Origin of the sequence: Nocardia sp. NPDC058633, assembly GCF_042717045.1 — a bacterium.
In the GTDB taxonomy this organism is placed as follows: Bacteria; Actinomycetota; Actinomycetes; order Mycobacteriales; family Mycobacteriaceae; genus Nocardia.
Window position 1 is genome coordinate 131,785 of sequence record NZ_JBHXRA010000017.1, and the last position, 22,692, is coordinate 154,476.

At 64.9% G+C, this 22,692-nt stretch carries 22 protein-coding genes and 1 pseudogene; 11 read left to right on the forward strand and 12 right to left on the reverse strand.

Annotated features, from left to right (window positions below; translation table 11 throughout):
* Nucleotides 1–135: 135 nt before the first annotated feature.
* The 6 genes and pseudogenes from ACFWUR_RS22770 to ACFWUR_RS22795 all read right to left on the reverse strand — a co-directional run.
* Nucleotides 136–261: pseudogene (locus ACFWUR_RS22770) on the reverse strand (low molecular weight phosphatase family protein); the annotation flags it as partial.
* A 320-nt stretch (nucleotides 262–581) separates the two neighbouring features.
* Nucleotides 582–935, reverse strand: a complete 354-nt coding sequence (locus ACFWUR_RS22775; protein WP_378909396.1) for a DUF6086 family protein — start codon at nucleotides 933–935, stop codon at nucleotides 582–584.
* Nucleotides 935–2,044, reverse strand: coding sequence for a hypothetical protein (locus ACFWUR_RS22780; RefSeq protein WP_378909398.1), 1,110 nt, complete (start codon nucleotides 2,042–2,044; stop codon nucleotides 935–937). Before ACFWUR_RS22780 ends, ACFWUR_RS22775 begins: the two co-directional genes overlap by 1 nt.
* A 316-nt stretch (nucleotides 2,045–2,360) precedes the next feature.
* Nucleotides 2,361–2,663: a WXG100 family type VII secretion target gene (locus tag ACFWUR_RS22785; protein ID WP_378909399.1), complete on the reverse strand. Its 303-nt coding sequence runs from the start codon at nucleotides 2,661–2,663 to the stop codon at nucleotides 2,361–2,363.
* A 156-nt stretch (nucleotides 2,664–2,819) separates the two neighbouring features.
* Nucleotides 2,820–3,002 (reverse strand): hypothetical protein, encoded by a 183-nt coding sequence (locus ACFWUR_RS22790; protein WP_378909401.1) that lies wholly within the window; start codon nucleotides 3,000–3,002, stop codon nucleotides 2,820–2,822.
* Nucleotides 3,003–4,676: 1,674 nt separating this feature from the next.
* Entirely contained in the window at nucleotides 4,677–5,324 is a 648-nt protein-coding gene (locus ACFWUR_RS22795; RefSeq protein ID WP_378909402.1) for a TetR/AcrR family transcriptional regulator, read from the reverse strand.
* A 153-nt stretch (nucleotides 5,325–5,477) separates the two neighbouring features.
* On the opposite strand from ACFWUR_RS22795, the gene ACFWUR_RS22800 reads away from it, so the two are divergent.
* From ACFWUR_RS22800 to ACFWUR_RS22820, 5 genes are read left to right on the forward strand one after another with little or no spacing between them, the layout of a single operon-like run.
* Nucleotides 5,478–6,614 carry a VOC family protein gene (locus tag ACFWUR_RS22800; protein WP_378909404.1) on the forward strand — a complete coding sequence of 379 codons (1,137 nt, stop codon included), beginning with the start codon at nucleotides 5,478–5,480 and terminating at the stop codon, nucleotides 6,612–6,614.
* Nucleotides 6,611–7,549: a fumarylacetoacetate hydrolase family protein gene (locus tag ACFWUR_RS22805; protein WP_378909405.1), complete on the forward strand. Its 939-nt coding sequence runs from the start codon at nucleotides 6,611–6,613 to the stop codon at nucleotides 7,547–7,549. Before ACFWUR_RS22800 ends, ACFWUR_RS22805 begins: the two co-directional genes overlap by 4 nt.
* Entirely contained in the window at nucleotides 7,539–9,107 is a 1,569-nt protein-coding gene (locus ACFWUR_RS22810; RefSeq protein ID WP_378909407.1) for a bifunctional 3-(3-hydroxy-phenyl)propionate/3-hydroxycinnamic acid hydroxylase, read from the forward strand. The genes ACFWUR_RS22805 and ACFWUR_RS22810 overlap by 11 nt, the downstream gene beginning before the upstream one ends.
* A complete protein-coding gene (locus ACFWUR_RS22815; RefSeq protein WP_378909408.1) occupies nucleotides 9,097–10,299 on the forward strand; it encodes a cytochrome P450 in 1,203 nt (400 codons plus the stop codon). Before ACFWUR_RS22810 ends, ACFWUR_RS22815 begins: the two co-directional genes overlap by 11 nt.
* Nucleotides 10,296–11,117, forward strand: a complete 822-nt coding sequence (locus tag ACFWUR_RS22820) for an SDR family oxidoreductase (RefSeq protein ID WP_378909410.1) — start codon at nucleotides 10,296–10,298, stop codon at nucleotides 11,115–11,117. Before ACFWUR_RS22815 ends, ACFWUR_RS22820 begins: the two co-directional genes overlap by 4 nt.
* Nucleotides 11,118–11,212: 95 nt before the next feature.
* On the opposite strand, the gene ACFWUR_RS22825 is transcribed toward ACFWUR_RS22820, so the two are convergent.
* Nucleotides 11,213–12,766 (reverse strand): alpha/beta hydrolase, encoded by a 1,554-nt coding sequence (locus tag ACFWUR_RS22825; RefSeq protein ID WP_378909412.1) that lies wholly within the window; start codon nucleotides 12,764–12,766, stop codon nucleotides 11,213–11,215.
* A gap of 144 nt (nucleotides 12,767–12,910) precedes the next feature.
* Here ACFWUR_RS22825 and ACFWUR_RS22830 point away from each other — a divergent pair, with 144 nt between their 5' ends.
* From ACFWUR_RS22830 to ACFWUR_RS22845, 4 genes are all read left to right on the forward strand, one after another.
* Nucleotides 12,911–13,636, forward strand: coding sequence for a MerR family transcriptional regulator (locus ACFWUR_RS22830; protein WP_378909414.1), 726 nt, complete (start codon nucleotides 12,911–12,913; stop codon nucleotides 13,634–13,636).
* A gap of 331 nt (nucleotides 13,637–13,967) precedes the next feature.
* Nucleotides 13,968–14,756: an ABC transporter permease gene (locus ACFWUR_RS22835; RefSeq protein ID WP_378909415.1), complete on the forward strand. Its 789-nt coding sequence runs from the start codon at nucleotides 13,968–13,970 to the stop codon at nucleotides 14,754–14,756.
* Between the two features lie 67 nt (nucleotides 14,757–14,823).
* The gene (locus ACFWUR_RS22840) at nucleotides 14,824–15,582 is read left to right on the forward strand and encodes an ABC transporter permease (protein WP_378909416.1); all 759 of its coding nucleotides are present in this window, start codon (nucleotides 14,824–14,826) and stop codon (nucleotides 15,580–15,582) included.
* Nucleotides 15,582–16,574 (forward strand): ATP-binding cassette domain-containing protein, encoded by a 993-nt coding sequence (locus tag ACFWUR_RS22845; RefSeq protein ID WP_378909417.1) that lies wholly within the window; start codon nucleotides 15,582–15,584, stop codon nucleotides 16,572–16,574. The genes ACFWUR_RS22840 and ACFWUR_RS22845 overlap by 1 nt, the downstream gene beginning before the upstream one ends.
* 2 nt (nucleotides 16,575–16,576) lie before the next feature.
* Here ACFWUR_RS22845 and ACFWUR_RS22850 read toward each other — a convergent pair whose 3' ends face one another.
* A complete protein-coding gene (locus ACFWUR_RS22850) occupies nucleotides 16,577–16,897 on the reverse strand; it encodes a hypothetical protein (RefSeq protein ID WP_378909419.1) in 321 nt (106 codons plus the stop codon).
* Nucleotides 16,898–17,225: 328 nt separating this feature from the next.
* Between ACFWUR_RS22850 and ACFWUR_RS22855 the strand changes: the two genes are divergently transcribed.
* Entirely contained in the window at nucleotides 17,226–17,756 is a 531-nt protein-coding gene (locus tag ACFWUR_RS22855; RefSeq protein ID WP_378909420.1) for a DUF4254 domain-containing protein, read from the forward strand.
* A 3-nt stretch (nucleotides 17,757–17,759) separates the two neighbouring features.
* Here the strand turns inward: ACFWUR_RS22855 and ACFWUR_RS22860 are convergent, their stop codons facing one another.
* Genes ACFWUR_RS22860 through ACFWUR_RS22870 form a run of 3 tightly spaced genes read right to left on the reverse strand, consistent with a single transcriptional unit; the run spans nucleotide 17,760 to nucleotide 20,389 of the window.
* On the reverse strand, nucleotides 17,760–18,107 hold the full coding sequence (locus ACFWUR_RS22860; RefSeq protein ID WP_378909421.1) for a hypothetical protein: 348 nt from the start codon (nucleotides 18,105–18,107) through the stop codon (nucleotides 17,760–17,762).
* Nucleotides 18,108–19,259, reverse strand: a complete 1,152-nt coding sequence (locus ACFWUR_RS22865; protein ID WP_378909423.1) for a fatty acid desaturase family protein — start codon at nucleotides 19,257–19,259, stop codon at nucleotides 18,108–18,110.
* Nucleotides 19,260–19,297: 38 nt separating this feature from the next.
* Complete coding sequence (locus ACFWUR_RS22870) at nucleotides 19,298–20,389, reverse strand: ferredoxin reductase (protein WP_378909424.1); 1,092 nt, start codon at nucleotides 20,387–20,389, stop codon at nucleotides 19,298–19,300.
* 143 nt (nucleotides 20,390–20,532) lie between these two features.
* On the opposite strand from ACFWUR_RS22870, the gene ACFWUR_RS22875 reads away from it, so the two are divergent.
* Nucleotides 20,533–21,180, forward strand: a complete 648-nt coding sequence (locus ACFWUR_RS22875; RefSeq protein WP_378909449.1) for a TetR family transcriptional regulator — start codon at nucleotides 20,533–20,535, stop codon at nucleotides 21,178–21,180.
* 51 nt (nucleotides 21,181–21,231) lie between these two features.
* Here the strand turns inward: ACFWUR_RS22875 and ACFWUR_RS22880 are convergent, their stop codons facing one another.
* Complete coding sequence (locus ACFWUR_RS22880; protein ID WP_378909425.1) at nucleotides 21,232–22,569, reverse strand: MFS transporter; 1,338 nt, start codon at nucleotides 22,567–22,569, stop codon at nucleotides 21,232–21,234.
* Nucleotides 22,570–22,692: the final 123 nt, after the last annotated feature.

The window sequence follows — 22,692 nt, forward strand, 5'->3', positions numbered from 1 at the left end:
GTCAGAGTCGGACTGGACGATCCATCCGTACAGAACCGACTCCGCAGTGGCCTAATTTCGATGCAGTCCGATATCCGTGGCGGCGGTATTGCGGACCCACCGCGCAAATTGGGTCGAAACAGCCACGGCCGCAACTCATGTCCGGACGGAAGCGCTCCGCAATTGCTGGTTCAGCCGTTCGACCCGTGCCGCGTTGTCATCACGCACCAGCCGCATTCGTTCGATTCCGTCGATGCCGCGTGTAGCGGGAGCATCGGTGTCCGAGCCTGGACGGCAACCCGCTCAGGTGCTCGAACACTCGACTCGCCGCCGGGGACTTCGATGAGGTCGACGCGCGGGAGCGATCGGCGTGGGGCTCACCGTCGGTGGCCGCTCCCCACCTCGTCGAAGACCTCGACCGATAGTCCATTCAATAAGCGGCGGGGTTGATGGCGAGCTGCGACTTTTGCCAGTAATGATGACGGAAACAATCGATCGGGCAAGCGACCTCGGGTCCGATCCGGTCGGCTCCCGTGGCGTGGGCAAAGGTTGGCGTGGTGGATCAGCCCGCGCAGGGCGTCGGCGATCTGGGCGGGCCAGCACTACCTCGGCATACCAAGGCTGGTTGCCCATGAGATGAAAGCATCTTCTTCGTTCGATCTTGGCGTCAACGGACGCTTACAGTAGTTGAGGATATTCACAGCGGGCCCCAGTGTCGCGCCCAGCATTGCCTTGAAAGCAGCGTTTTGGGACGAGAAGTATTCGTTAAAAATAGCCAGCGTGGTCGTCTCGAAGATTTCGAGATCTATCTCGTACATATCGTTGGCTATGGCCGTTATGCCGGTCGCCATGTTCAAAACCGAGCAAATGTCGGTATGTATACGTACGAACAGTTCCCCCACTCGTAATGCCGGGCTCCATACGGTCTGGTCATCGACATCGAATACGTAGCTCATCATGCCCACTCTACTAGAATCTGGACGCCGGGGTTTTTGGCACGCATGCCTTCAACTGCTGTCTCTACCGCTGCCCGGAACTCTGGATCAGCGTCAGGGGTAGTGAACCGGAGTCCGATGGGGGCCTGCTCATAGCCATCGATATGCTGGCGAGCCTCTAGGTAGGATCCTAGCTTCTTTTCCACCTGTTTTGCAACCCATTTATCGACATCGGCGGCGTTCGTGGCGGATTTCTCCTCCCAGAGGACGCCATCCTTGACCTCGTCGATATCCGTAAGAGTTCTGGAAGTATCATTCGGATCATCAATCTGTACCTCTCGGTCCCCGTCCTTCACATGATATTTTCCGTCGCTGCCAAGGTGCGGTCTGCGTGGATCAGTGAACGTGACATCCTTCTTAGGATCCGTTGCATCGACCAATATCGGCAGTTCCACAATGGTCGGCAGCCCGCCCGTCGTCAGGACAGGCGCGGAAAAGGTGAATCCGCCGAGCGCGGTGAGGAATGTGTTGGCAGGACCAGCCAAAGCTCCGGCAGCCTGGTTCAGGAAGTCGATGTCGTCTTGGCGTTCGCTGGGCGTCTGTTGATTGCTCGGTGTCTTTTGCTTCGTCGGTGGCTCTTTGACCCGCACCAGCGAAGTCCCGATCTGAATAGCGGTGACGACCACCACCATGGCGAACTGAGTGTTCATGTCCGAGCGCATCGTGGCCAAAGCGACGTTGTGGGCGTCGACTCCGGCCGCGATGCCGCGGGCGGCAGCTTCGATGTCGCCAACGCTGGTAGCCAGCGTACGAAGGTGGCCTACCAGGTTGGGGATGTCTTTCGGGACATTGGATCCGTAGCCACGCTCCAGTCCGGAGGCGACCATTAATAGTCGTGCTTTGCCGCCGTATACAGGGTCTGACTGAGCGAAGGTCTTCCATGAGGTTGCGGCGCGCGCGAGCTTGTCGGTGTCCCCGTCAGGGACTTCGCCACCGGCGACAAGCGCGGTGACCTTGTCTTGTAGTTCGGTCCAGTCTGTCTCGAGTCCGCGACTGTAAGTTCCCGAGGACGCGACACCGGTTACTATGCCCGGGCCGTAGGGTAGTTCCGAGGGGAAACCGCTCGGCAACGATGGTGGGGCACCCTTGTTGGGTCGCGGTTGGCTTTGTACTCCGCGCACTTCCAGTTATAGCCAGCCGCAGTCAATACGTCCCCGAAGTGTTGCAGGGCCCGCGCGAAGTTGGTCGCCACCAGCGTCACTGCGGCGGCGCGGTCGTCGTAGGCTTTCGACCATGTCTTGACCGCCTGGTAGCCGCCGGCCATCGCGCTGGTTTCTAAAAGGACCGTTTGCAGCGAGTTGTAGACAGTTTGGAATTTCTCCGACAGATCGTAGCATTCCTTAGCCGCGCTCTCATAGGACTGCGGGGAGATAGAGCCCACTGAGTTCAGCCACCGCTCATTCTCAAATTCATCTCCGCTGCCGCACTGTAGGCGTCGCGGGCGGTGACGGCTGCGTTGTACATCTCAGTGATTCCTTCAACCACCGCGGCTGCCCCGGTTGCCCATTCTCGGTAGGCTTCCTCCTGGGCGGTGGCAGCGGCTCCCTGCCAGTTTTGTTGGATGGTGGCGATTCGGTGGTTGAGTCCGTCGAGACTTTCAGTGAGGAACCCAATGAATCCATTGGCGCGAGTGACGAGCTGGTCCGACTCATCGATATCGAACGTGAAGTCCCGGAAGTCGTCGACCATCACATGTTCAGTTCCGGTAGGTCTAGCGAATTAAAACTCGTTGCATTGGAAACATCGCGGCCAGCAATGGTCTTGCTTGCTACGCCAAGAAGTCCGCCCATGGCCGCGAGAGAATCCAGTACGGTGGCAGCGCCCTCCTTGGCTACCGTCCAGCCTTCACCGAATGCGCCTGCCGCCGACCCCTTCCAATTGTCGAGGAACGCTCGAAACCTCGCGGTCGAGCGAATTCAACCCGTTGATCAAAGAAGTAGCGACTTGCTCGACGTAGACGCCCGCATCGGTCACCTCGTCCGGAACAATCGCGAAATCTGTTCCGGGCGAACCCTGCTCGATTGACACACGAACCCCCCTCCTCCAGACATCAGGAAAACCTTAGCCACGACCGATCCCGAAACGCAACAGCATCAACTCTTCCAGCAGTCAGTTGGACCTCGTGGTCGCGCGGATAGGCAACACAGTGCCGTGCCGGTAGTGCGCGTAGTCCCGCAGCCCGTACTGAAGCGCTCGTCCGATGGCCTGCGCCGCGTTGTCCAGCGACCAGGTAGGTGTAGGTGTCGAGGGTGGTTGTGTTGTTCTTGTGTCGCGTGCGCCGTGTCACGTCCGCCCAGCCGTAGGCCCCGTCGGCCAACAGCAATCTGTACAGGTGGCGGAGCGAGTGAAAGCCCATCTGCTGGCGCATCTTCCCGTCGGACCCAACGACACCAACTTCGCTGGATCCCCGCCGAGCTCTAAAACCGCAGCGTAGAAGCATCCGCGCCGTCCGCCCACCACCAGCCCAGTCTGCGCCAATGAGAGTTTCGGCTCGCTGGGTAATCGGAACGCCGGTGACTGCCCGGCAGGTGTGGGCTGTCGCGATCTCAGTGATTGTCGGCGCTCCACGTGCCCGTCCGCTCGCATGCAGCCATGTACAGAACGGCTTGGATACGAGCCCATCTGAACGCACTCTCGACCGCCGCCATGGTCTCAGCCTCCTACGCGAAACGGACAAGAGTGCGCTGCCACCACCCGCCTGCAACCGTTGATAGTTGCACCGCCCCCGCACGTTGCCACCCACCCACCCACCCACGGGGACAATTACCGTCCGCGACCACGCGGAAGCGTGTAGACGTAGACACCGCCGCACACTCAGATCCGGTACGCCCCCATGATGACCAGGCGTTTTCCGGTTGCCCATGTTTTGTGTGTCCTGCCGGGGGCGCATCTTTGTGCTGGTGAGGGGCTTGCGGGTACTGCACCCGTGAGCCCCGAAACCGGCCGACCCGTCGTTTATTCATCGTTGATGTGCAGAGGTTCCGGTCTGCGGGTCACCGTCAGGGGTGCCGCGAACAACGGCGTCGAGAGCGTCGGCGGCGGTGCGATGGACTCCCCCGCGACCGAAATACACATCGCTGGTCATCGACACTTTGGCGTGCCGAGGACATCGGCCGCAACCCTGGCCGACAGGTCGGACCCGTCGATCGTTGTCGCCACCGTTTTCCTGAAGGTGTGTGCCGACCGGCCCGAACCCGATCGCTCCCCGGATTCGTGCCCAGTGTGCCGAAAAGGTGTCAGGGTCGACCAACGTTCCGACCGTCGTCACGAAGATCAGGCGTGGCAAGTCGGCGTTCGCCTGCACAGGTACCGGCCGGTCCGGGTCGAGTTGGTCTCGGCGGCGGCGGTCGAGCATCTCGCAGGCGAACGCAGGCAAGGCGATCACGCGCTGACTCGACTCCGATTTCGGCTCTTCCTCCAGCACGAGTTCGGATTTCTGCTCGGTGGCGTCGACTTCCCCGGTCCGCCCTGCACGGACGAGATGGCGACGGATCGTGAGCGTCTGGTCTTTCCGGTTGTAGTCCGACCAAGCCAAGGCCAGCGGTACGGAGCGGCGGAGGCCAGTCGCGGCCAGGAGGGTAGTCGGGTCGGCAAGGTCGACGTCGCGGGCGTACTGAGCGACCGAGCGAGATGCGCGCGCCTGTCAGCGGTCACCGCCGGGCCTCGGGCCCGGTATTCGATGTCATGGCCGTGGTCGCAGTCTCAGCTCGGAGCGTCGGCCGCAGTCTCGACATCCAACGACACTGGTCTCTTGCACAATTCCTGGGCATCGTCACGCGAGAGGCCAAGTGCGACAAGTATTCCGACGGTCATCTCGTCCACGGTCACAGCACAATCGCGGTCGGGTTGCTGTAGCAGCAGGCGCCCGAGGCCGAGCAGTGACCCGGTCACCAGCGCCATCGCCAGATCGGTGTCTTCGATCACGAAGCGTCCCGCGCGTGTCGCGGCGGCGATGTCTCGTGCGGCGCGAGGCGCGAGGCCGTGCTCGGATTCGATCAGCGAGCCGCCGGAGTTGATCAGGACCCGGCTCAGATCAGGCTGTAGCCGAAACAGTCGCCCGACGATCCGGAAGGACTGGGCGAAGATCTCCGCCGGATCGGCGAGGTCGGCTGTGAGTGAGTCGAGGTAGTCGCCCAGCGACTCCAACGCGCTGTCGACCGCCGCGACGAACAGTTCTTCCTTGCTGTCGAAGTGGTTGTAGAACGAGCCCAATCCCACGTCCGCGGCCTGCGTTATCTCGAGGATGGGCGCGTTGAGCCTGCCCTCGGCGATGAAGCGTTGCCCAGCGGCGATCAGAGCCGAGCGGGTGCGAGCTTTGCGTCGTTCGAGCCTGGTCGCTGCGGTGGACATCTTCGTTGGTCACCTTCTGACAGTGGTTTCAGCTGCCGCGATCTTAGTCGACCTTCACATCTGACGACTCTCTCAGAACCCTTGACTGATCGTACAGTCATAGATGACGATATCATCAGAACATCACATCGGGTGCTATGAGGAGGAGTCGAGATGTCGGAAGGCCGCAGCGACACACATCGCGACCTGCACGTCGACCAGGGCGCCCTGCCGGGCGAGCACCCCGGCCGCGCCGGGAATCCGATCATCAAGGTCGCCGACCTCGCCTGGCTCGAGTTCCGCAAGCCCGATCTGTTGAAATCCGAAGTTTTCGCGCTGGATTTCGGGTTCTCTGTCGCCTACCGCGCGCCGGAGGAGATCCACCTGCGCGGCACGCAGGCGGGCACGGCGTGCGTGATCATCCGCAAGGGAGATCGCACCCGCTTCGTCGGCGCCGCGTTCGAGGCCGCGGAGGAGTCCGACGTGCTCAGGCTCGCCGAGGTCACGGGTCATCGCGTCGAACGGTTACCCGAGAGCATCGGTGGAATCGGCGTCACCCTGCACGATCCGGGCGGCAAGACCGTGCGCGTCGTGGCCAGCGCACGCCAGCTGCCGCAGCTACCGGGGCAGCGTGCCCACCCGCTCAACGTCGGCGACTCAGCTGCGCGGGTCAATGCGACGCAGCGGCCACCGCGCGTGCCTGCCGGTGTCGAAAGGCTCGGCCATGTGGTGCTCTCGCGCACCCGCTACCTGGAGAACCTGAACTGGTATCTGGAGCATCTCGGACTCATCGTCAGCGACTTCCTGTACTACGACGGGCAGCGCGAACGCGGGCCTGTGATGGCATTCCTCCGCTGCGATCGCGGAAACACGCCCACCGACCATCACACCCTCGCCATGACACTCGGCCCCTCGGACCGCTACGTGCATTCGGCGTATCAGGTGTGCGACCTCGACGCGCTCGCCGCCGGTGGCGAGTTCCTCGCCGGACGCGGCTATCGCCGGTCCTGGGGCATCGGACGTCATATCCAGGGCAGTCAGATCTTCGACTACTGGCGCGATCCCGACGGTTTCCTCGTCGAGCACTTCAGCGACGGCGACCTGTTCGACAGCTCCCTGGAACCGGGCTGGGCGCCGATGACGGCCTCGGGCCTGGCGCAGTGGGGCCCACCGGCGACCAAGGATTTCCTCGGCATCGCACCGGGGCGCCGATCGCTGCGGGAACTCCGGTCCATCTTCTCTTCGCTGCACCGAGACAACGAATTCGACGCCCAGCGTTTGCGGGGCCTACTGAAAGTAGCCAACTCATGAGCATTTCCGTGCTGCGCACCGCCGACGCATGGTGGGTGCAGACCCCGCACGGCGCCGTCCGAATCGACACCGACGCCACGACCACAGCCGAGCTCCTGGCCGACCGAACCGCGATCGAAGCAGCGCGCAGCGGCAGCGACACCACGCCCGTGGAGAACCTGGCGCTCATCTCTCCCGTGACCACGCCGTGTCGGGTCGTCGCGCAGATGACCAATTACGTGTCGCACGTGAAGGATTCAGGGATGAACCCGGCGACCGTGCCGCTGACGTTCTTCCGCAAGTCGTCCGGATCCATCAGCGGTCCCGAGGACGATATCGTCAAACCAACGCATGTGCGGTTGCTGGACTACGAGATCGAGATCGGGCTGGTTTTCGGCGCGACGCTGCCTGTGGGCACCGAACTGGACAGCTCGAACATCGGCGACTTCATCACGGGGTTGGTCATCACCGACGATGTGTCCGCCCGCGACGTCCAACTGCCCAAAACTCAGTTCTACGAAGGCAAGTCATATCCGACATTCACTCCGGTCGGTCCGGTGCTGCTCCTGCTCGAGGCGGGTGAATTCGACAGATTCCGCGACCTCTGCCTGACGCTGCGTGTCAATGGCGAAGTGCGCCAGAACAGCACGGCGGCAGAGATGATCTACGGTCCGCTCGAAACCCTGCGCGCCCTCACCCGATTCCAGCGCATGGACGCGGGTGATCTACTGCTGACGGGCACCCCCGGCGGAACGGCCTTGAAGGCTCCCGCCAAGCCCATCGAGATCCTCGGGTCGCTGGTACCGCCCGCGCTCAAGTGGAAGATCTTCTTCAACAAGCAGGCGTCGAACCCGCGCTACCTGCGAGACGGCGATGTGGTGGAGCTGACCGTCTCGACACCCGACGGCGCGCTCGACCTCGGCATACAGCGCACGACGGTGCGGCATGGGCACTGATCGAGGCTTGGTCGAGCACTACCCGGTCGTGATCGTCGGTGCGGGCCCAACCGGCATGACCGCGGCATTGCTGTTGGCGCGGTACGACATCGAGTGCCTGATCGTCGATCGCTGGGACGAGGTGTACCCGCAGCCGCGAGCGGTGCATCTCGACGACGAGGTGTACCGCATACTGGCCGATCTCGGACTCGGCGACGAGTTCGCCGCAATCTCGCGGCCCGGCCGCGGCCTTCGACTGGTCGACTCCGCCATCGCCACGCTCGCGGAATTCGACCGCGACCCCGACCGGATGCCGCACGGGTTCCCGCAGGCCAACATGTTCGACCAGCCAGATCTCGAGCGCGTGCTGCGGTCCAGACTGGCCGCGACGGAGGGCGTGCGGATACGGGGTGGGTGCGAAGTGCTCGAGGTGGCGAACCTGCGTGATCGCGCTCGTGTGACCTACCGCGATGCCGAGACAGGTGAACGACGAGCTGTCACAGCGGATGTCGTCCTCGGCTGCGACGGCGCCAACAGCGTCGTGCGCGCGTCGATCGGTTCGCGAATGCGCGACCTGGGTTTCGAACAGCGATGGCTGGTGGTCGACATCGCCACCGACGCCGACCTCGGGCAGTGGGAGGGCGTGTACCAGGTGTGCGATGCCGAACGCGCCGCCACGTACATGCGCATCGGCGCATCACGCTACCGCTGGGAGTTCCGCCTGCGCGACGACGAATCCGCGGGCGGGTTCGCCACACTCGACACCATCGAGCCGCTCCTGTTTCCCTGGCTGCGCGAAGTGCGAGATCCCGGGCTGACCCTGATCCGGTCCACCGAGTACACCTTCCGCGCCCAAGTAGTCGACCGATGGCGGGACCGCAGGATCTTTCTGCTCGGTGACGCCGCGCATCTCACCCCGCCGTTCATCGGGCAGGGCATGGGCGCCGGTCTTCGTGACGCCCAGAACCTGATCTGGAAACTGGTCGCCGTCATGAGCGCGCAACTGCCCGACGACGCCCTCGACACCTATCAATCCGAACGTAAACCGCACGTCACATCGATGATCGGCCTGGCCGTCGCCGTCGGATGGGCAATGACGAGAGGCGCGGCGGCGGGTGAGGTGACCCGCAAGCGGGTGTGGCCGCTCCTCGGCCACGTTCCGGTCGTCAGGTCCAAGGTGACCGACAGCGCCACACCGCGCCTTTCCCGGTCGATGTTCGTTGCGCGACAAGCTTTTCGACCGTTCGACCTGGCCGGCTCGCTGTGTCCGAACTGCGTTGTCGAAGAGGGTACGCGAGTCGACGAGATCGCCGCAGGACGCTTTCTCTTCCTCACGACCACCCCGCTCACCCGCGAACAGCGGACTGAACTCGACCGGCGCGGCGCCGCGATCCTGGCGGTACCGGCGTCCTCCGAGCTCGGCGAATGGCTGCGCCGCGGACGCGCGACAGCTGCGATCGTGCGACCCGACAAAACCGTGCTGGCGACCTCCCGATCGATCCCCTCCGTCCACACTCGCGTACCGAGCTGCCCCGCTCTGTCCACCACTTCCACGCACAGGAGTTCCCATGGCGGTTGACATCTCCATCCCGCGATATCGCGAGAATCTCTTCAGCACCGCGGCGATCCTCGATCCGTACCCGCACTATGCGGCACTACGCGCCACCGGTCCGGTGGTGTGGCTTCCGCGCCAGCACGTCTTCGCGATCTCCCGATACGCCGAGTGCAAGGCCGTCCTCCGGGACGACGCGACCTTCGTCTCGGGCAACGGGGTGTCGCTGAACCCCGTTGCCAACCGCCTCGGCCGGGGCACCACGCTCAACAGCGACGCAGAAGAGCACGCCACCAAACGGTCCGTTCTCGCACACCGACTGACACCGAGGGCACTTCGGGAAGTCACCGACACCATCGAGCGCTTCGCCGAAAGCGTCGTGGACAAGGCGTTGGCGAACAACCGCATCGACGGGGTCGACGATCTCGCGACCGCACTGCCGCTGTCGGTGGTCCCGGATCTCATCGGCTGGCCGCACGACGGGCGCGAGGAACTGCTGCGCTGGGCCAGTGCGACGTTCGACTCGATGGGGCCGATCAACCGACACTCCGTCGGCGCGGCGAGGGCGGCCTCCGAAATGCTGTCCTTCGCCCGCCGTGTCGCGCGCGATCGATCGGTTCTCGACGACAGCATGGGCAGTGACGTCTTCCGCGCCGCCGACGAGGGCAAGATCGACAAGAAGTCGTGCCCGGCACTCTTGATCGACTACCTGGCCCCGTCGCTGGACACCACGATCGGCGCGATCTCGAGTGCGCTCTACCTGTTTTCGCAGAACCCCGGGCAGTGGCAGGCCGTGCGGTCGAATCCGGGACTGATTTCCCAAGCCGTCAACGAGGTCGTGCGGATCGAATCTCCGTTGCGCGCGTTCTCTCGCACGGCCGCACGCGATACCGACATCGGGGGGGTGAAGATCCCGGGCGGTAGCCGCGTACTGGTGCTCTTCGCCTCCGCCAACCGGGATCCGGCCGAATGGGATCAGCCCGAGTCCTTCGACATCACCCGCGACGCGGCCCGCCAGCTCGGCTTCGGCTGGGGTGTGCACGGCTGCGCGGGCCGGACGTTGGCACGGCTCGAAACCACTTCGATACTGCGGGCACTGGCCGATCGTGTCGAACGTATCGAGCTGGTCGGCACACCGAAGTGGGCCGTCAACAACATCATTCGCAGGCTGGAACGTCTTCCGCTCGAGCTCGTCCCAGCAGACCGGAGATCGGCATGAAGACAGCGATCGTCACCGGGGCCTCCTCCGGAATAGGACGGGCCGTCGCCACCGCCTTGGTCGCTCGCGGTTACCGCGTGCTCGGGACAAGCCGCGACAGCTCGACCGTGGCCGATCCAGTGCCGGGCGTCGACTACCGCGACCTGGATCTCACCGATCGTGGCTCGATCGCCCGGTTCATCGACGCGCTCGACGACCTGGCCGTCGATGTACTGGTGAACAACGCCGGTGAGAGCCAATGCGGACCGCTCGAAGAGCTACCGATGGATGCGGTGCAGAGGTTGTTCCAGCTCAACGTTTTCGGTGCCATCGAACTGACTCAGTTACTCCTGCCGGGGATGCGTCGGCAGCGTCACGGCAGGATCATCAACATCGGTTCGATGCTCGCGAGCTTCCCCCTCGCCTACCGATCGTCCTATGTCGCAACCAAGGCGGCACTCAAGGGCTTCGCAACCGCCGCACGGTATGAACTGAAGCCGTACGGAATCGACATCACCACCGTCGAACCAGGCTCCATCGCGACCGGTTTGTCCGGACGCCGCACCAAATACATCAGCAGCGACTCCCCCTACGTCGAACAGTTCACCTCGGCGATTGCCGTCCTCGACGCGAAGGAAGCCCAGGGAATAACGGCAGACGAAGTCGCCCGCACTGTGCTCGAAGCTGTCGAAGCTGAGCAGACGTTGCCGCTCTATGCCGTCGGCAGCAATGCACCGGCAGTGTTCCTGGCCCGTAGATTGTTGCCGCGCAGAGTGATCGAGGCCGTCATGGCCAAGAAATACGGCGTCGGGGCCGCGCGAACACGACGTGTGCCGTAGGTGTCCTCGCCGAGAAGTCGCACGCAGCCGCGACCCGAGGCGGACACCCGGCCTGTTCGGGTCGGGTGCTGACCTCGTCGCCGCCGCGCTCGACCTCACAATGTGCAGCGGGCGTCCGGGGTCGTCTTCAGGTTGATCAGGTAGTCGGCGACGATGTCGTTCACACAGGGGCTGGTGCCGGCCAGGGCGATGGTGTGTTGTTCGCCTTCGACGGTGAGCATCGTGCCGCCGAGGGCTTCGGCCAGGCTGATGCCGCCGTCGTAGGGCGTGGTGGGGTCGCCGGTGATCGAGATCGTCAAGGTGTCGGGCAGGCCCTCGATGTCGGTGGCATAGGGGTAGCTCAAAGTCGGCTCGGCGGGCCAGAACTCACACGGGTCGCGGGCACCGTCGGTGCCACGGCCCGCGTCGGTGTAGGGGGCCGCCTGCTGGATCCGGCCTTTGAGGTCGCGTTCCTGCTCGGGGGTGTGGCGCTGCTCGTCCATGCAGTTGATGGCGAAGAGCGCCTCGTTGAAGTTGCTGTAGTGCCCGTCGGGGTCACGTCCGGCGAAGGCTGCACCGACCGCAAGGAGGGTGTCGGCTTGCCCGGCTCGGATCTCCGCGATGCCCTTGTAGAGCGCCGGCCAGGCCCTGGAGTCGTACAGGCCGGCGGTCACCGCGCCATAGGCGGCGTTGAAGTCCAGTTCACGTCCGTCGGCGGTGACGATCGGCTGGTCTATCAGTGGCCGGACGAGGTTCTGGAAATTCTCGGTGGCCTTGGCGGGGTCGGTGCCCAGTGGGCAGTCCGGACGCGTCGCGCAGTCGGCGGCCATCTGGTCGAAGGATCGCTGAAAGCTCGTGAACTGGGAGATTCGCCGCTCGGTGGTGCCCACGTCGGGGTCGATGGCACCGTCGAGGACCATCGCGCGCACATTCTGGGGGAAAGTCTCGGCATAGACCGCACCGAGGCGGGTGCCGTAGCTCTGGCCGAGGTAGGACAGCTTCTCCTCGCCCAGCGTGGCGCGCAGGATATCCATGTCGCGTACCGCGTCCCTGGTGCCGATGTTGACCAGGACGTCGGGGCCACCCGAGCCCTCGGCACACCGGGCGAGAAGCCGACGGTTGTCGTCTTCGGTCCGGCGCCCGTCACCGACGGTCACGGTGGTCATGCTCTCACCGTTGTCGACTTCGGCGTCGGTGAAGCAGTCGACGGCCGGGGTGGAGGCGCCGACGCCGCGTGGGTCGAAGCCGATCAGGTCGAATCGTTCGGTGATCGGGCTGTCCGCCCAGGACTTCGCGGCGACGGCAGCCATGCTCATCCCGGGACCGCCGGGTCCGCCGGGGTTGAGCAGCAGTGATCCGATCGGCTCACCGCGCGCGGGCGCTTTCAACAAGGCGATCCGCGCGGTCCGCTGCCCTGGTTCGTCGTAGTCGAGCGGGACTTCCATACGCGCACACTGGAATCCGGGACTGCTCGCGAAAGCGGTGGCGTCGGCGGCGGTCGTGGCATATCCCTCGCACGGACCGAACGACAGTTGCTGATCGTAGAAGCGCTGCAATTCCGGCGAAGGCTGCGGCGGACCGGGCGACGGAGTCGCGCTACAGGCGACGAACGCCGGCAGCAGGACGAGCGCGGCGGCGACCCGATAGCGGAGGCCTGTCGGCAATGGCATGTCGATTCTCCCGATCTGTCGGTGGGGCGCCGCAAGTAGACGGCGCCGCAAGTAGACACTGTGCCGTTACGGCACAGTCAACGGCAGAATCGATATCGACCACGCCGCAGCGCCGCGCCCACCGCCGTCCCCGAGGAGCCGACCATGACGTGGAGCACTCGTGAGCTCGCCGAACTCGCGGGCACCACCATCCGGACCGTGCGGCACTACCACGACGTGGGACTTCTCGAACAACCCGAACGTGGTACCAACGGCTACAAGCACTACGGCGTCGGGCACCTGCTCCGGGTGATCCGGATCAAACGGCTGTCCGAGCTGGGGATCCCGCTGGCCGAGATCGCCGCCATGGGCGAGGCCGACGAGTATCCGCACGAAGCGCTCCGGAATCTCGATGCCGAGTTGGCCGCCACCATCGAGCGCCTGCAACGCATCCGTGTCGAACTCGCCCTCACGATGCGGCAGGGCAGCCCCACCGATCTCCCGCCCGAACTCGGCGCGGGCACCGCCGCGTTGACCGACGCCGACCGCGCCTTCACCCTCATCCTCACCCGGGTACTGGGACCGACGGGACAAGACGCGCTGCGGGCTGTGCTGAACACCGATCATCGCGATCCCGGCATCGCCGAATTCGACCACCTGCCCGCCGATGCCGACGAGCGCGTGCGCGCCGAGCTGGCCGAGCGCATGGCGCCCTACGTCCGGGGTCTCTACCGCGAACACCCCGGGCTGAACCAGACCGCCGACTCCCCGGTCGGTGCCGAGCGCGCACACCACACGATGGCCGTAGCCATCAGGGACCTCTACAACGAGGCCCAGCTCGACGTCTTGATCCGCGTGCACCACCTGCTCGAGCTACCCGGCGCCGACTGACAACGCGGCAGGTCAGGGCACTGGCGGACGGTCACGCCGAGGCGATGCCGAGCCGAGACACGGCGACAGGTAATCTTTCGCCTCATGTGGATCATCCTTGCCATCTCCGTGGTCAGCTCGGTCGCCATCGCGATCTTGTTCGCGACAGGCTTCCCGAAGGACTGAGCATCGATCGGTAGATCCAGCACGGCCGAGCACCAGCGATCCGAGCCGTTCTCGTCCTGTTTCGCGGCGGTCGGCCTAGAGTTGAGTGATTGTGCGGGGCAGTGTGGCGGGGGATGGTGGGCTTGCTTTCGCGGTGCGGCGTCGTCGCAAGCCTGGGGCTTTCCGGGTGTATTGGACGCTGGCGCGGGCGGGTTTCAAGCGGCAGGCGCAATACAAGCTGGCGATGTTCGCCGGGCTTTTCACCAACTGTGTTTTCGGGTTCGTTCGCGCGGCGGTGATGGTCGCGGCGGTGCGTGCCGCCGGTGATTTCGGCGGATACGACGAGGGAACCATCGGCGCCTACGTCTGGTTGTCGCAGGCCTTGCTCGGCGCCACCCAGTTCATGGGACCGCAGATCGACCTGGTCGACCGGATCAAAACCGGTGACGTGGCGATCGATTTCCTGCGCCCGGTCGACGTGCAGCTGGGCTACCTGGCCACCGACATGGGCCGCGCCGCCTGCACCATCCTGCCGCGCGGGGTCCCGAGCATCGCGATCGGCGCAGCCACTTTCGGCTTGTCGATGCCGAGCACGCCGGTGGCCTATCTGGTCGGTCTGATCAGTGTGCTGCTCGCGGTGGCGTTGTCGTTTCTGTGCCTGTTCGCGGTGGCGCTGATCGGGTTCTGGGTCGTCGAGATCCGCGGCATCCGGGTGCTGTACCAGATCGTCGGAACGTTTCTGGCCGGGCTTTTCGTTCCGGTGCACATGTTCCCCGACTGGCTGCGTGTCGTTGCCATGTCTACGCCGTTTCCCTCCATTCTGCAGGCTCCGATCGATACGCTGTCAGGGCGGGCCTCGGGGTCGGAAGCCTTGTACATCGTTGCGATACAAGGCTTCTGGGTGCTGGTGATCGGACTGCTCGGCAGGGTGTTGCTGCGAGTGGGACAACGCAGGCTGGAGGTACAGGGTGGCTGAACCAGTTTCCGCGCGCGTTGTAGCCGGGACCTGGTTCTCCCCCTATCACGCAGTATTGCGTTCGCGCGTGAAAGCACAGCGGGTGTACCGCCTTTCGTTCGCCACCGAAGTGTTCAGCGCCTTCCTCATCGGACTTGTGGAGTTCGGCGAGGTATGGGTGATCTTCCACAACGTCGGCACCCTCGGCGGTCTCGATGTCGACGCGGCGCTGCTGCTCTTCGGACTCTCCAACACCTCGTTCGCGCTGGCCCAGGTCGCGGTCGGGCATCTGGACTCGCTGCCCTCGATGATCCGCATGGGCACGCTCGACGCCTATCACCTTCGCCCACAGCCGTTGCTGTTGCAGTTGGTGACCAGTGACATCTCGTTGCGCAGACTCGCACGGGCCGCGGTCGCGGTGATCGTGCTCACGATCGGGCTGTGGCGCAACGATATCGACTGGGGCATCGCCCCGGTTACCTTGATCGTGATCACCCTGCTCAGTGGAATCGCGCTGTTCTGTGGCCTTTTCGTATGCGCAGCCGGACTACAGTTCTTTCTGATCGACGGTGCCGAGCTCACCAACAGCTTCACCTACGGCGGTTCGTTCGCCGCGATGCAGCCGGCCTCGGTGTTCCCGACACCGCTGAAACTGTTGTTCGGGTTCGCGATTCCTGTCGCGTTCACGGCATACGTGCCGACCATCGCCCTGCTCGGGCTGCCGGGGCCACCGCTGCTGCCCGCGTGGTCGGCGTGGCTGACACCGCTGGCCGCGGCGTGGGTGTGGCTGCTCGCCTCGGCGGCATGGCGGATCGGTACGAGGCACTATCAGGGAGGAGGGGGATGATGGACGACAACGAATGCCAGGAACCGATCATCGACATCGATGACCTCACCCGGCAGTTCACCGTCTACCGCAAGAACGGTCGCCATTGGCGCCGACATCGCGACACCATCACCGCCGTCGACCGAATGAGCTTCCGGATCGAACGCGGCTCGGCAGTGGGCTACATCGGCGCCAACGGCGCGGGCAAGTCGACGACCATCAAGATGCTCACCGGTATCTTGGTGCCGACCACCGGAACCGTGCGCACCTGCGGCCTGGAGCCGGTGCGCCAGCGCAGGGAACTCGCCTCGCGCATCGGCGTCGTGTTCGGACAACGTTCGCAACTGTGGTGGGATCTGCCGCTGCACGAGTCGTTTTCGATTCTGGCGGCGATCCACCGCCTCGATCCCGATATCGCCGACAAGCGGACCCACGAACTGGTGGAACAGCTGGAGATGGCCGACACCCTCGAAACCCCGGTCCGCCAACTCTCGCTCGGTCAGCGGATGCGCGCGGAAGTTGCTGCCGCGCTGTTGCATTCGCCGGAGCTGGTGATACTGGACGAGCCCACGATCGGCCTCGACGTGTTGTCCAAGCAGCGATTACGCGAGTTCCTGCGCGCCGAACGGATCGAGCGCGGCACCACCCTGCTGCTCACCACCCACGACATGGGCGATATCGAACGGCTCTGCGATCGGGTGCTCGTCGTCGATTACGGTCGGCTGGTGTACGACGGTTCACTGGCCGGGCTGGGCGCCACTGTCGGCGCGCGCCGGGTCCTCGTGGTCGACCTGGCCGCCCCCACACCGGATCTCGACGATCTGCCGTCGGGGGCGCAGCTGTTGTCCAGCGAGGCGGGTGGCATGCGCCAGCGTCTGGCGTTCGACGCCGAGAAGACCACGGCGGCGGCTTTACTGGCGGCGGTGTCGGACCGGGCGCAGGTGCGCGATCTGTCGATCGAGGAGCCCGATATCGAGGACGTGGTCCGCCGGATCTACGAGTCGACCCGCTGAATTCAGCTCGGCCCGTCGGGGTTTCCCGCGTACATGCTCACCTCGCCGCCCTCGCCGAGGAAGGCGTTGACCAGCATGATCCGTTGGGTGCGCAGTTCCTCGTCGTCGGGTGCGCCGGTGGTGATCGAAATCTGCGGGATGGCGGCCCAGTTCACGACGTAGCGCTCGGGCGGGCCGTCGTCGTCGGACAGTCGAGCGAGCCGAAACACCGATACCGCACGACGTTCCATGAGGCCGCGCACGACATCGGCGATGCGCTCTGGGGCTTCCAGCGCGAACAGGAACCCGAAGGTCAGCTCCGGCGAGGACACGTAGGCGGGCACAATTATCGACATTAGTGCATGTGGCGCCGAAATGATTGCCGGAAATATGCCACCGCGGTGACCACGGAGTGCCCACGGGGAGACCCGGCCGTGACGATGGATAACAATTCCTGCCGACCGCCGAGTTTGTACACCATACTATTGCGCGCCGCAGCCGGATCGCGCTTTCCTGAAAGGGTCCCGATTTTCCCCGGGCCGTCTTCCTCACCGCAGCGTCGCGGACTTTCGTCGACGCCCGGGCGGGGCTACGCCGGTGCCGGGGAGCGGCCCACACCTTCTCCTCGGCCCTGGCGTATCCGTGTACACAGCGTTGTCAGGGGCAGCCACCATGCCGATCGATCACGGCCATCGCCTGGGCGCCGCACAGTTTCCGACACCGTCGGCACTGTTGCGAGCGTTCCTCGAAACCGACCACCCCGACCCGACGCGACACCGCGTTCTCGACGCCGCGAGAAACCTGGCCGGCTGTCACGAACGTCGGCGCAGAGCCCTCGAGCAAGCACGCGACCCCGCCGCGTCGAACAGCACCGGCGCGGCATGCGCGCGCTTGGTCGACGACATCGACGACGACCGCGTCGCGCTGATCGCCCACATCGACGACTGGGTGGCCACCCATGTCGAACACCGTGACGGCGCCTCGCTGCACACCGAGACCTTGGGCGCGGTGATCGACCGGATGGCCGCGAAGTGGGTAGCCGCCCAGCAGGCCATGGCCGGGCCCGCACAAACGCCGACGACACCACGGCAGCGGGAGGCTCGCACCCATCTGCAGTGGTGTCGTCTTGCCGAACTGACCGACGGCTACCGGGACCTGATCACCGATGTCACCGAGCACCGCAGGCGGCTGCCGGTGTGGTGAGAATCAGGCCTTGTCGCCGGTGATCGGGGCCTTTTCCTCGTGTGCCGGGGCCTTGTCGCCCTCGACCGGATCGTCGAACAAGGTCGCCGCGCCGAGGTCGCCCTCGGCCGGAGCGTCGAGGTCGACGACCTCGGTGTCGGTCTCGAGGAAAGCCGCGTCGTTCTCGGCGTCACGACGAGCGGCCGCCGCGGCTTCCTTCATCTCGATCGCGTCGGTGATGAACTCACCGATCTCGCGGGCGACTCCGGCGACGGTTCCGGTGATCAGGCCGACGATATTGCCGACCCGATGCGCACCGGAAGACGTCAACTCTTGGACAAGGTCCTTGTTGCTCTCGAATTTCCCGACCATTTACCCGCTCACAGGGGAGGATTCCGGCTGATTACGCATAACGATAACACCAGGCTTCGGCGCCCTCTTCACGAAACGATCAGGCAGCGAGAGCTGGAAGATCTTGGCCCAGACCGAACCGATCTGCTTGGAGAAACGACCGGTGTTGTAGGGCAGGCCGTACTTCTCGGCCAGCGCCTTCACCTCGGGCGCGATCTCCGGGTACCGGTTCGCCGGGAGATCCGGGAACAGGTGGTGCTCGATCTGGTGCGACAGGTTGCCCGACATGATGTGGAACAGCCGCGAGCCCTTGATGTTGGCCGAGCCGAGCATCTGGCGCACGTACCACTCACCGCGGGTCTCGACCTCGGTCTCCTCCTTGGTGAACGTCTGCACGCCCGAGGGGAAGTGACCACAGAAGATGATCGAGTAGGTCCACACGTTGCGCACCAGGTTCGCGGCCACGTTGCCTGCCAGCGTGTGCAGGAACAGCGGACCGGTCAGCGCCGGGAACATCACGTAGTCCTTGAGGACCTGCTTGCCCGCCTTCTTGCCCTGTCCCTTGAGCAGCGGCTTGACGTCGGACCACTTGCGGTTGCCCTTGATGATGTTGTCGGCCTCGAGGTCGTGCATCATCACGCCCCACTCGAACAGCATCATCAACAGGAACGCGTACACCGGGTTGCCCAGGTAGTACGGGTGCCACTTCTGGCCCTCATCGATACGCAGGATGCCGTAACCGATGTCGCGGTCCATCTCGTGGATGTTGGTGTAGGTGTGGTGCATGTAGTTGTGCGAGTGCTTCCACTGGTCGGCCGGGCAGACCGTGTCCCAGTCGAACTCGCGGGAGTTGATGCCGCGCTCACGCATCCAGTCGTACTGGCCGTGCATGACGTTGTGGCCGATCTCCATGTTGTCGAGGATCTTCGACACACCGAGCGCGGCGACGCCGGCCAGCCAGAACGGCGGCAGGAAGCCCAGGTACATCAGACCGCGGCCGGCGATCTCGAAGCCACGCTGGGTCTTGATGATGTTGTAGATGTAGTCGCGGTCGCGTTCGCCGAGGTCTTCCACGACGCGGGCGCGCAGCGCGTCGAGCGCGGCGCCGAGCTCTTCGACCTGATCCGGGCTCAGGATGACCGGGCCGTCTTTACCTTCGGTGAGGATCGTCATGGCTGTATCTCCTCTTGTTGTTTCTGGTAATCGTTTGTCTAGATGGCGATGTCGACGTCGCCGACAGGTGCGTTGATGCAGATCTGGATCGGCTTGTCGGGGTCGGCGTCGAGTTCGCCGGTACGCACGTTGCGGGTGCAGCCGGAGACCTTGGTCGCGGTGCAGGAGAAGCAGATCCCCATGCGGCAGCCGTACTCCGGGGTCAGGCCGGATGCTTCGGCCTGCTCGAGCAGCGTTGCTCCAGTGTTGTCGGCGGCGACGTCGCTGTCGGAGAAGGTGATGGTGCCGGTGGCCTCGGACGGGTCGGTCGGGATCGTGGTGAGCGTGAACTCCTCGCTGAGCACCCGATCTTCGAGACCCTCGGCTTCGAAGATCGTCTTGACCGCCCGCATCAGCGGCGGCGGCCCACACACGAAGGTCTGCGCGTCGGCGAACCAGGGTGCGACCCGCTCGAGCTCGTCGTAGTCGAAGAACCCACTGCCGGTGGAGGTTTCACCGTCGATCACCGTGCCCGGCTCGACCGGGTACCGGTATTCGATACGGAAGTTGGCGCGACGCTGCGCGATCGAGGACAGTTCCGCACGGTGCGGCACCATTTCGGGCTGACGCGCGTAGTGCAGGAAGGTGACCTCCCCCGAGTACCCCTCGGCGTCGAGGGTACGCAGCATCGACAGTACCGGCGTGATGCCGCTGCCGCCGCTGACCAGCAGCACCTTGTCGGGCCGCTGCTCGGGGAGACGGAAGACACCGGAGGCGGGCGCCAGGTCGACGACCATGCCGGGCTTCGCGTTGGCGTGCAGGTAGTTCGACACCAGCCCGCCCGGGTGCGCCTTGACGGTGAGCTGCAGGTAGCGGTCACCCCGGCTCTCCGGGTCGATCGGCGAGTAGCAGCGGGTGTGGCGCACGCCGTCGATCGAGACGCCGATCTGAACGTACTGACCGGCGGCGTGGCCGCGCCACTGCCGCGAGGCGCGCAGGGTGAGCGTCACCGAGCCGGGCACCGCGTGCGAAACATGAGTGACCTCGGCGCGCAGCTCCCGGGCGGTGAGCCCGGGGCTGACGAGCTCGAGGTACCGGTCCAGCGGGTGCGGCGTCGTCAACGTCTGCACCAGATCGATCAGTCCCACCATGTCGTGTTGCCCCTCTGCGAAGTCCTTCGATGTGCGCTTCAAATTTCAGTGCACGTCTGTACACTCACTAGTGTGCCCGATGACCCCGGGCCGCTGTCAACCGGCAATAATGTGAGGCGGACAACATAATGACAAAGGCCGCTATGGTGAACGGATGTATGCTCACCGATGTGACTGAGCAGGCAGGAACCCGCAACGAGCGCAAAGCGCATACTCGGGCAGCCTTGCTCGAGGGCACCCTGGCCTTGGCCTCGGAGCGCGGATTCGCGGCATTGAGCCTGCGTGAGATCGCCCGTTCCGCCGGCATCGTGCCCACAGCCTTCTACCGCCACTTCGCGTCGCTCGACGATCTCGGCGCGACCATCGTCGACGAGGGCGTCACCGCGCTGCGGTTGGCATTGCGCGAGGTCAGGCGCAAGCCGGATGCTCATCTCGCCGATACCGTGCGCTTCGTGTTCGAGCAGGTACGCGCCAAACGCGCCCTGTTCGGTTTCCTCATTCGCGAGCGTCACGGTGGGCCTGCCGCACTGCGTCAGGCCATCGCGATGGAGATGCAGTTGATCGTGCGCGAGATCGTCGCCGATCTGTCGCGGCTGCGTGCGCTGGACTCGTGGAGCACCACCGAGTTGGAGATCGCCGCGGATCTACTGGTCACCACTGTCACCGACGGTATTGCTGCGTTCGTCGCGTCCACCTCCCGTGAGGAATCGGCGATCGTGGAACGCACCGTCATGCAGATGCGCCTGATCGCGTTGGGCATCGCGGGCTGGGTACCCAAAAACGCGAGCTGAACTCAGAGCACGGGCGTTCACACAATGCGGCGCCGCCTCATCGGTGATACGTCACATAGCGGAGGACGCCACGCGGGCCGGCGCGCGAACCGGGAGCAGGACCACCAGCCCCGCCGCCAGGACGACGAGGAGTCCGGCGATCCCGGCGCGGTCACTGTGGAAAGCCCAGACGAACAGCCCGAACAGGGCAGGTGCCAGGAACGACACGGCCCGCCCGGTCGTGGTGTACAGGCCGAACAGCTGACCTTCCCGCCCCGGCGGTGCGATGCGCGCGAGGAACGAACGCGCCGAGGCTTGCGCGGGCCCGACGAACACGGTGAGCGCAAGGCCGAAGATCCAGAACATCGTCGAGCCCGACACCATCAGCAGCGCGACACCGCACACGAGCATCCCGGCCAGTGACGCCACGATCACCCGCTTGGGCCCTAGGCGATCGTCGAACCGTCCGGCGACGATCGCGGCCGCGCCCGCGACGACGTTCGCCGCGATCCCGAACAGCAGTACATCGGCGGCGGCGAAGCCGTACACCGTCACCGCGAGCACCCCACCGAAGGTGAACACCCCCGCCAGCCCGTCACGGAACACCGCACTGGCCAGCAGGAAGTACACGGTGTGCCGATCCTGACCCCACAGCTCCCGCACGTCTCGCCACAGCACCCGGTAGGAACCGACGAACCCGACCTTCGCCGCGCCGGGGTCGGCGCCGGTGCGCGGCATCTCGGGCACCGCGAACAGCACCGGCAGCGCGAACACCGTGAACCACACGGCCGCGAGCACCACGACCAGGCGGACGTTGAGCCCCTGATCGGTGGGTATCCCGAACAGTCCACGGGTGTCGCCGTCACCGGCGAGGAAACCCACGTAGCAGATCAACAACAGCACGATGCCACCGAAATAGCCCATCGCCCAGCCGAATCCGGAGACCCGCCCGACCGTGGCCGGCGTCGAGACCTGCCGCATCATCGCGTTGTAGGGCACACCGGCGAGCTCGAAGACCGCGGAGGCGAACGCGAGCAGGGCCAAACCCAACCACAGGTCGTGATAGTCGTCGCGGACGAAGAACATCAGCGACATCGCGCCGACCGTGAGCGCGGTCAGGGTAGCCAGGGCCCGTTTACGTGAGCCGACCGCGTCGAAGTACTGCCCGCAGACCGGCGCTGTCAGTGCGACGACCAGTCCCGCCGCGGCCAGCGCCCAGCCCAGCCACGCACTCGCCCCGATCGACCCCGGCAGGTCCTTGCCGACCTTATCGGTGAGATACACCGAGAACACGAAGGTCAGCGTCACGGCCTGGAACGCCGACGAGCCCCAGTCCCACAGCCCCCACGCCACTACCTGCCCACGTCCGGCCGCCTCGCCGACGGTCTCGGCCGCGCTCACCTCGGTCATAGGCCGAAGAGTAACGGCGATCCAACACCCTCGCCGCTCATAACGCCGTGCATCCGCGTCACCGCTTGAGGGTCGTGATCGATTCATATGAACCTGGTTGCATAGTACCCAGCGTTCCGGATA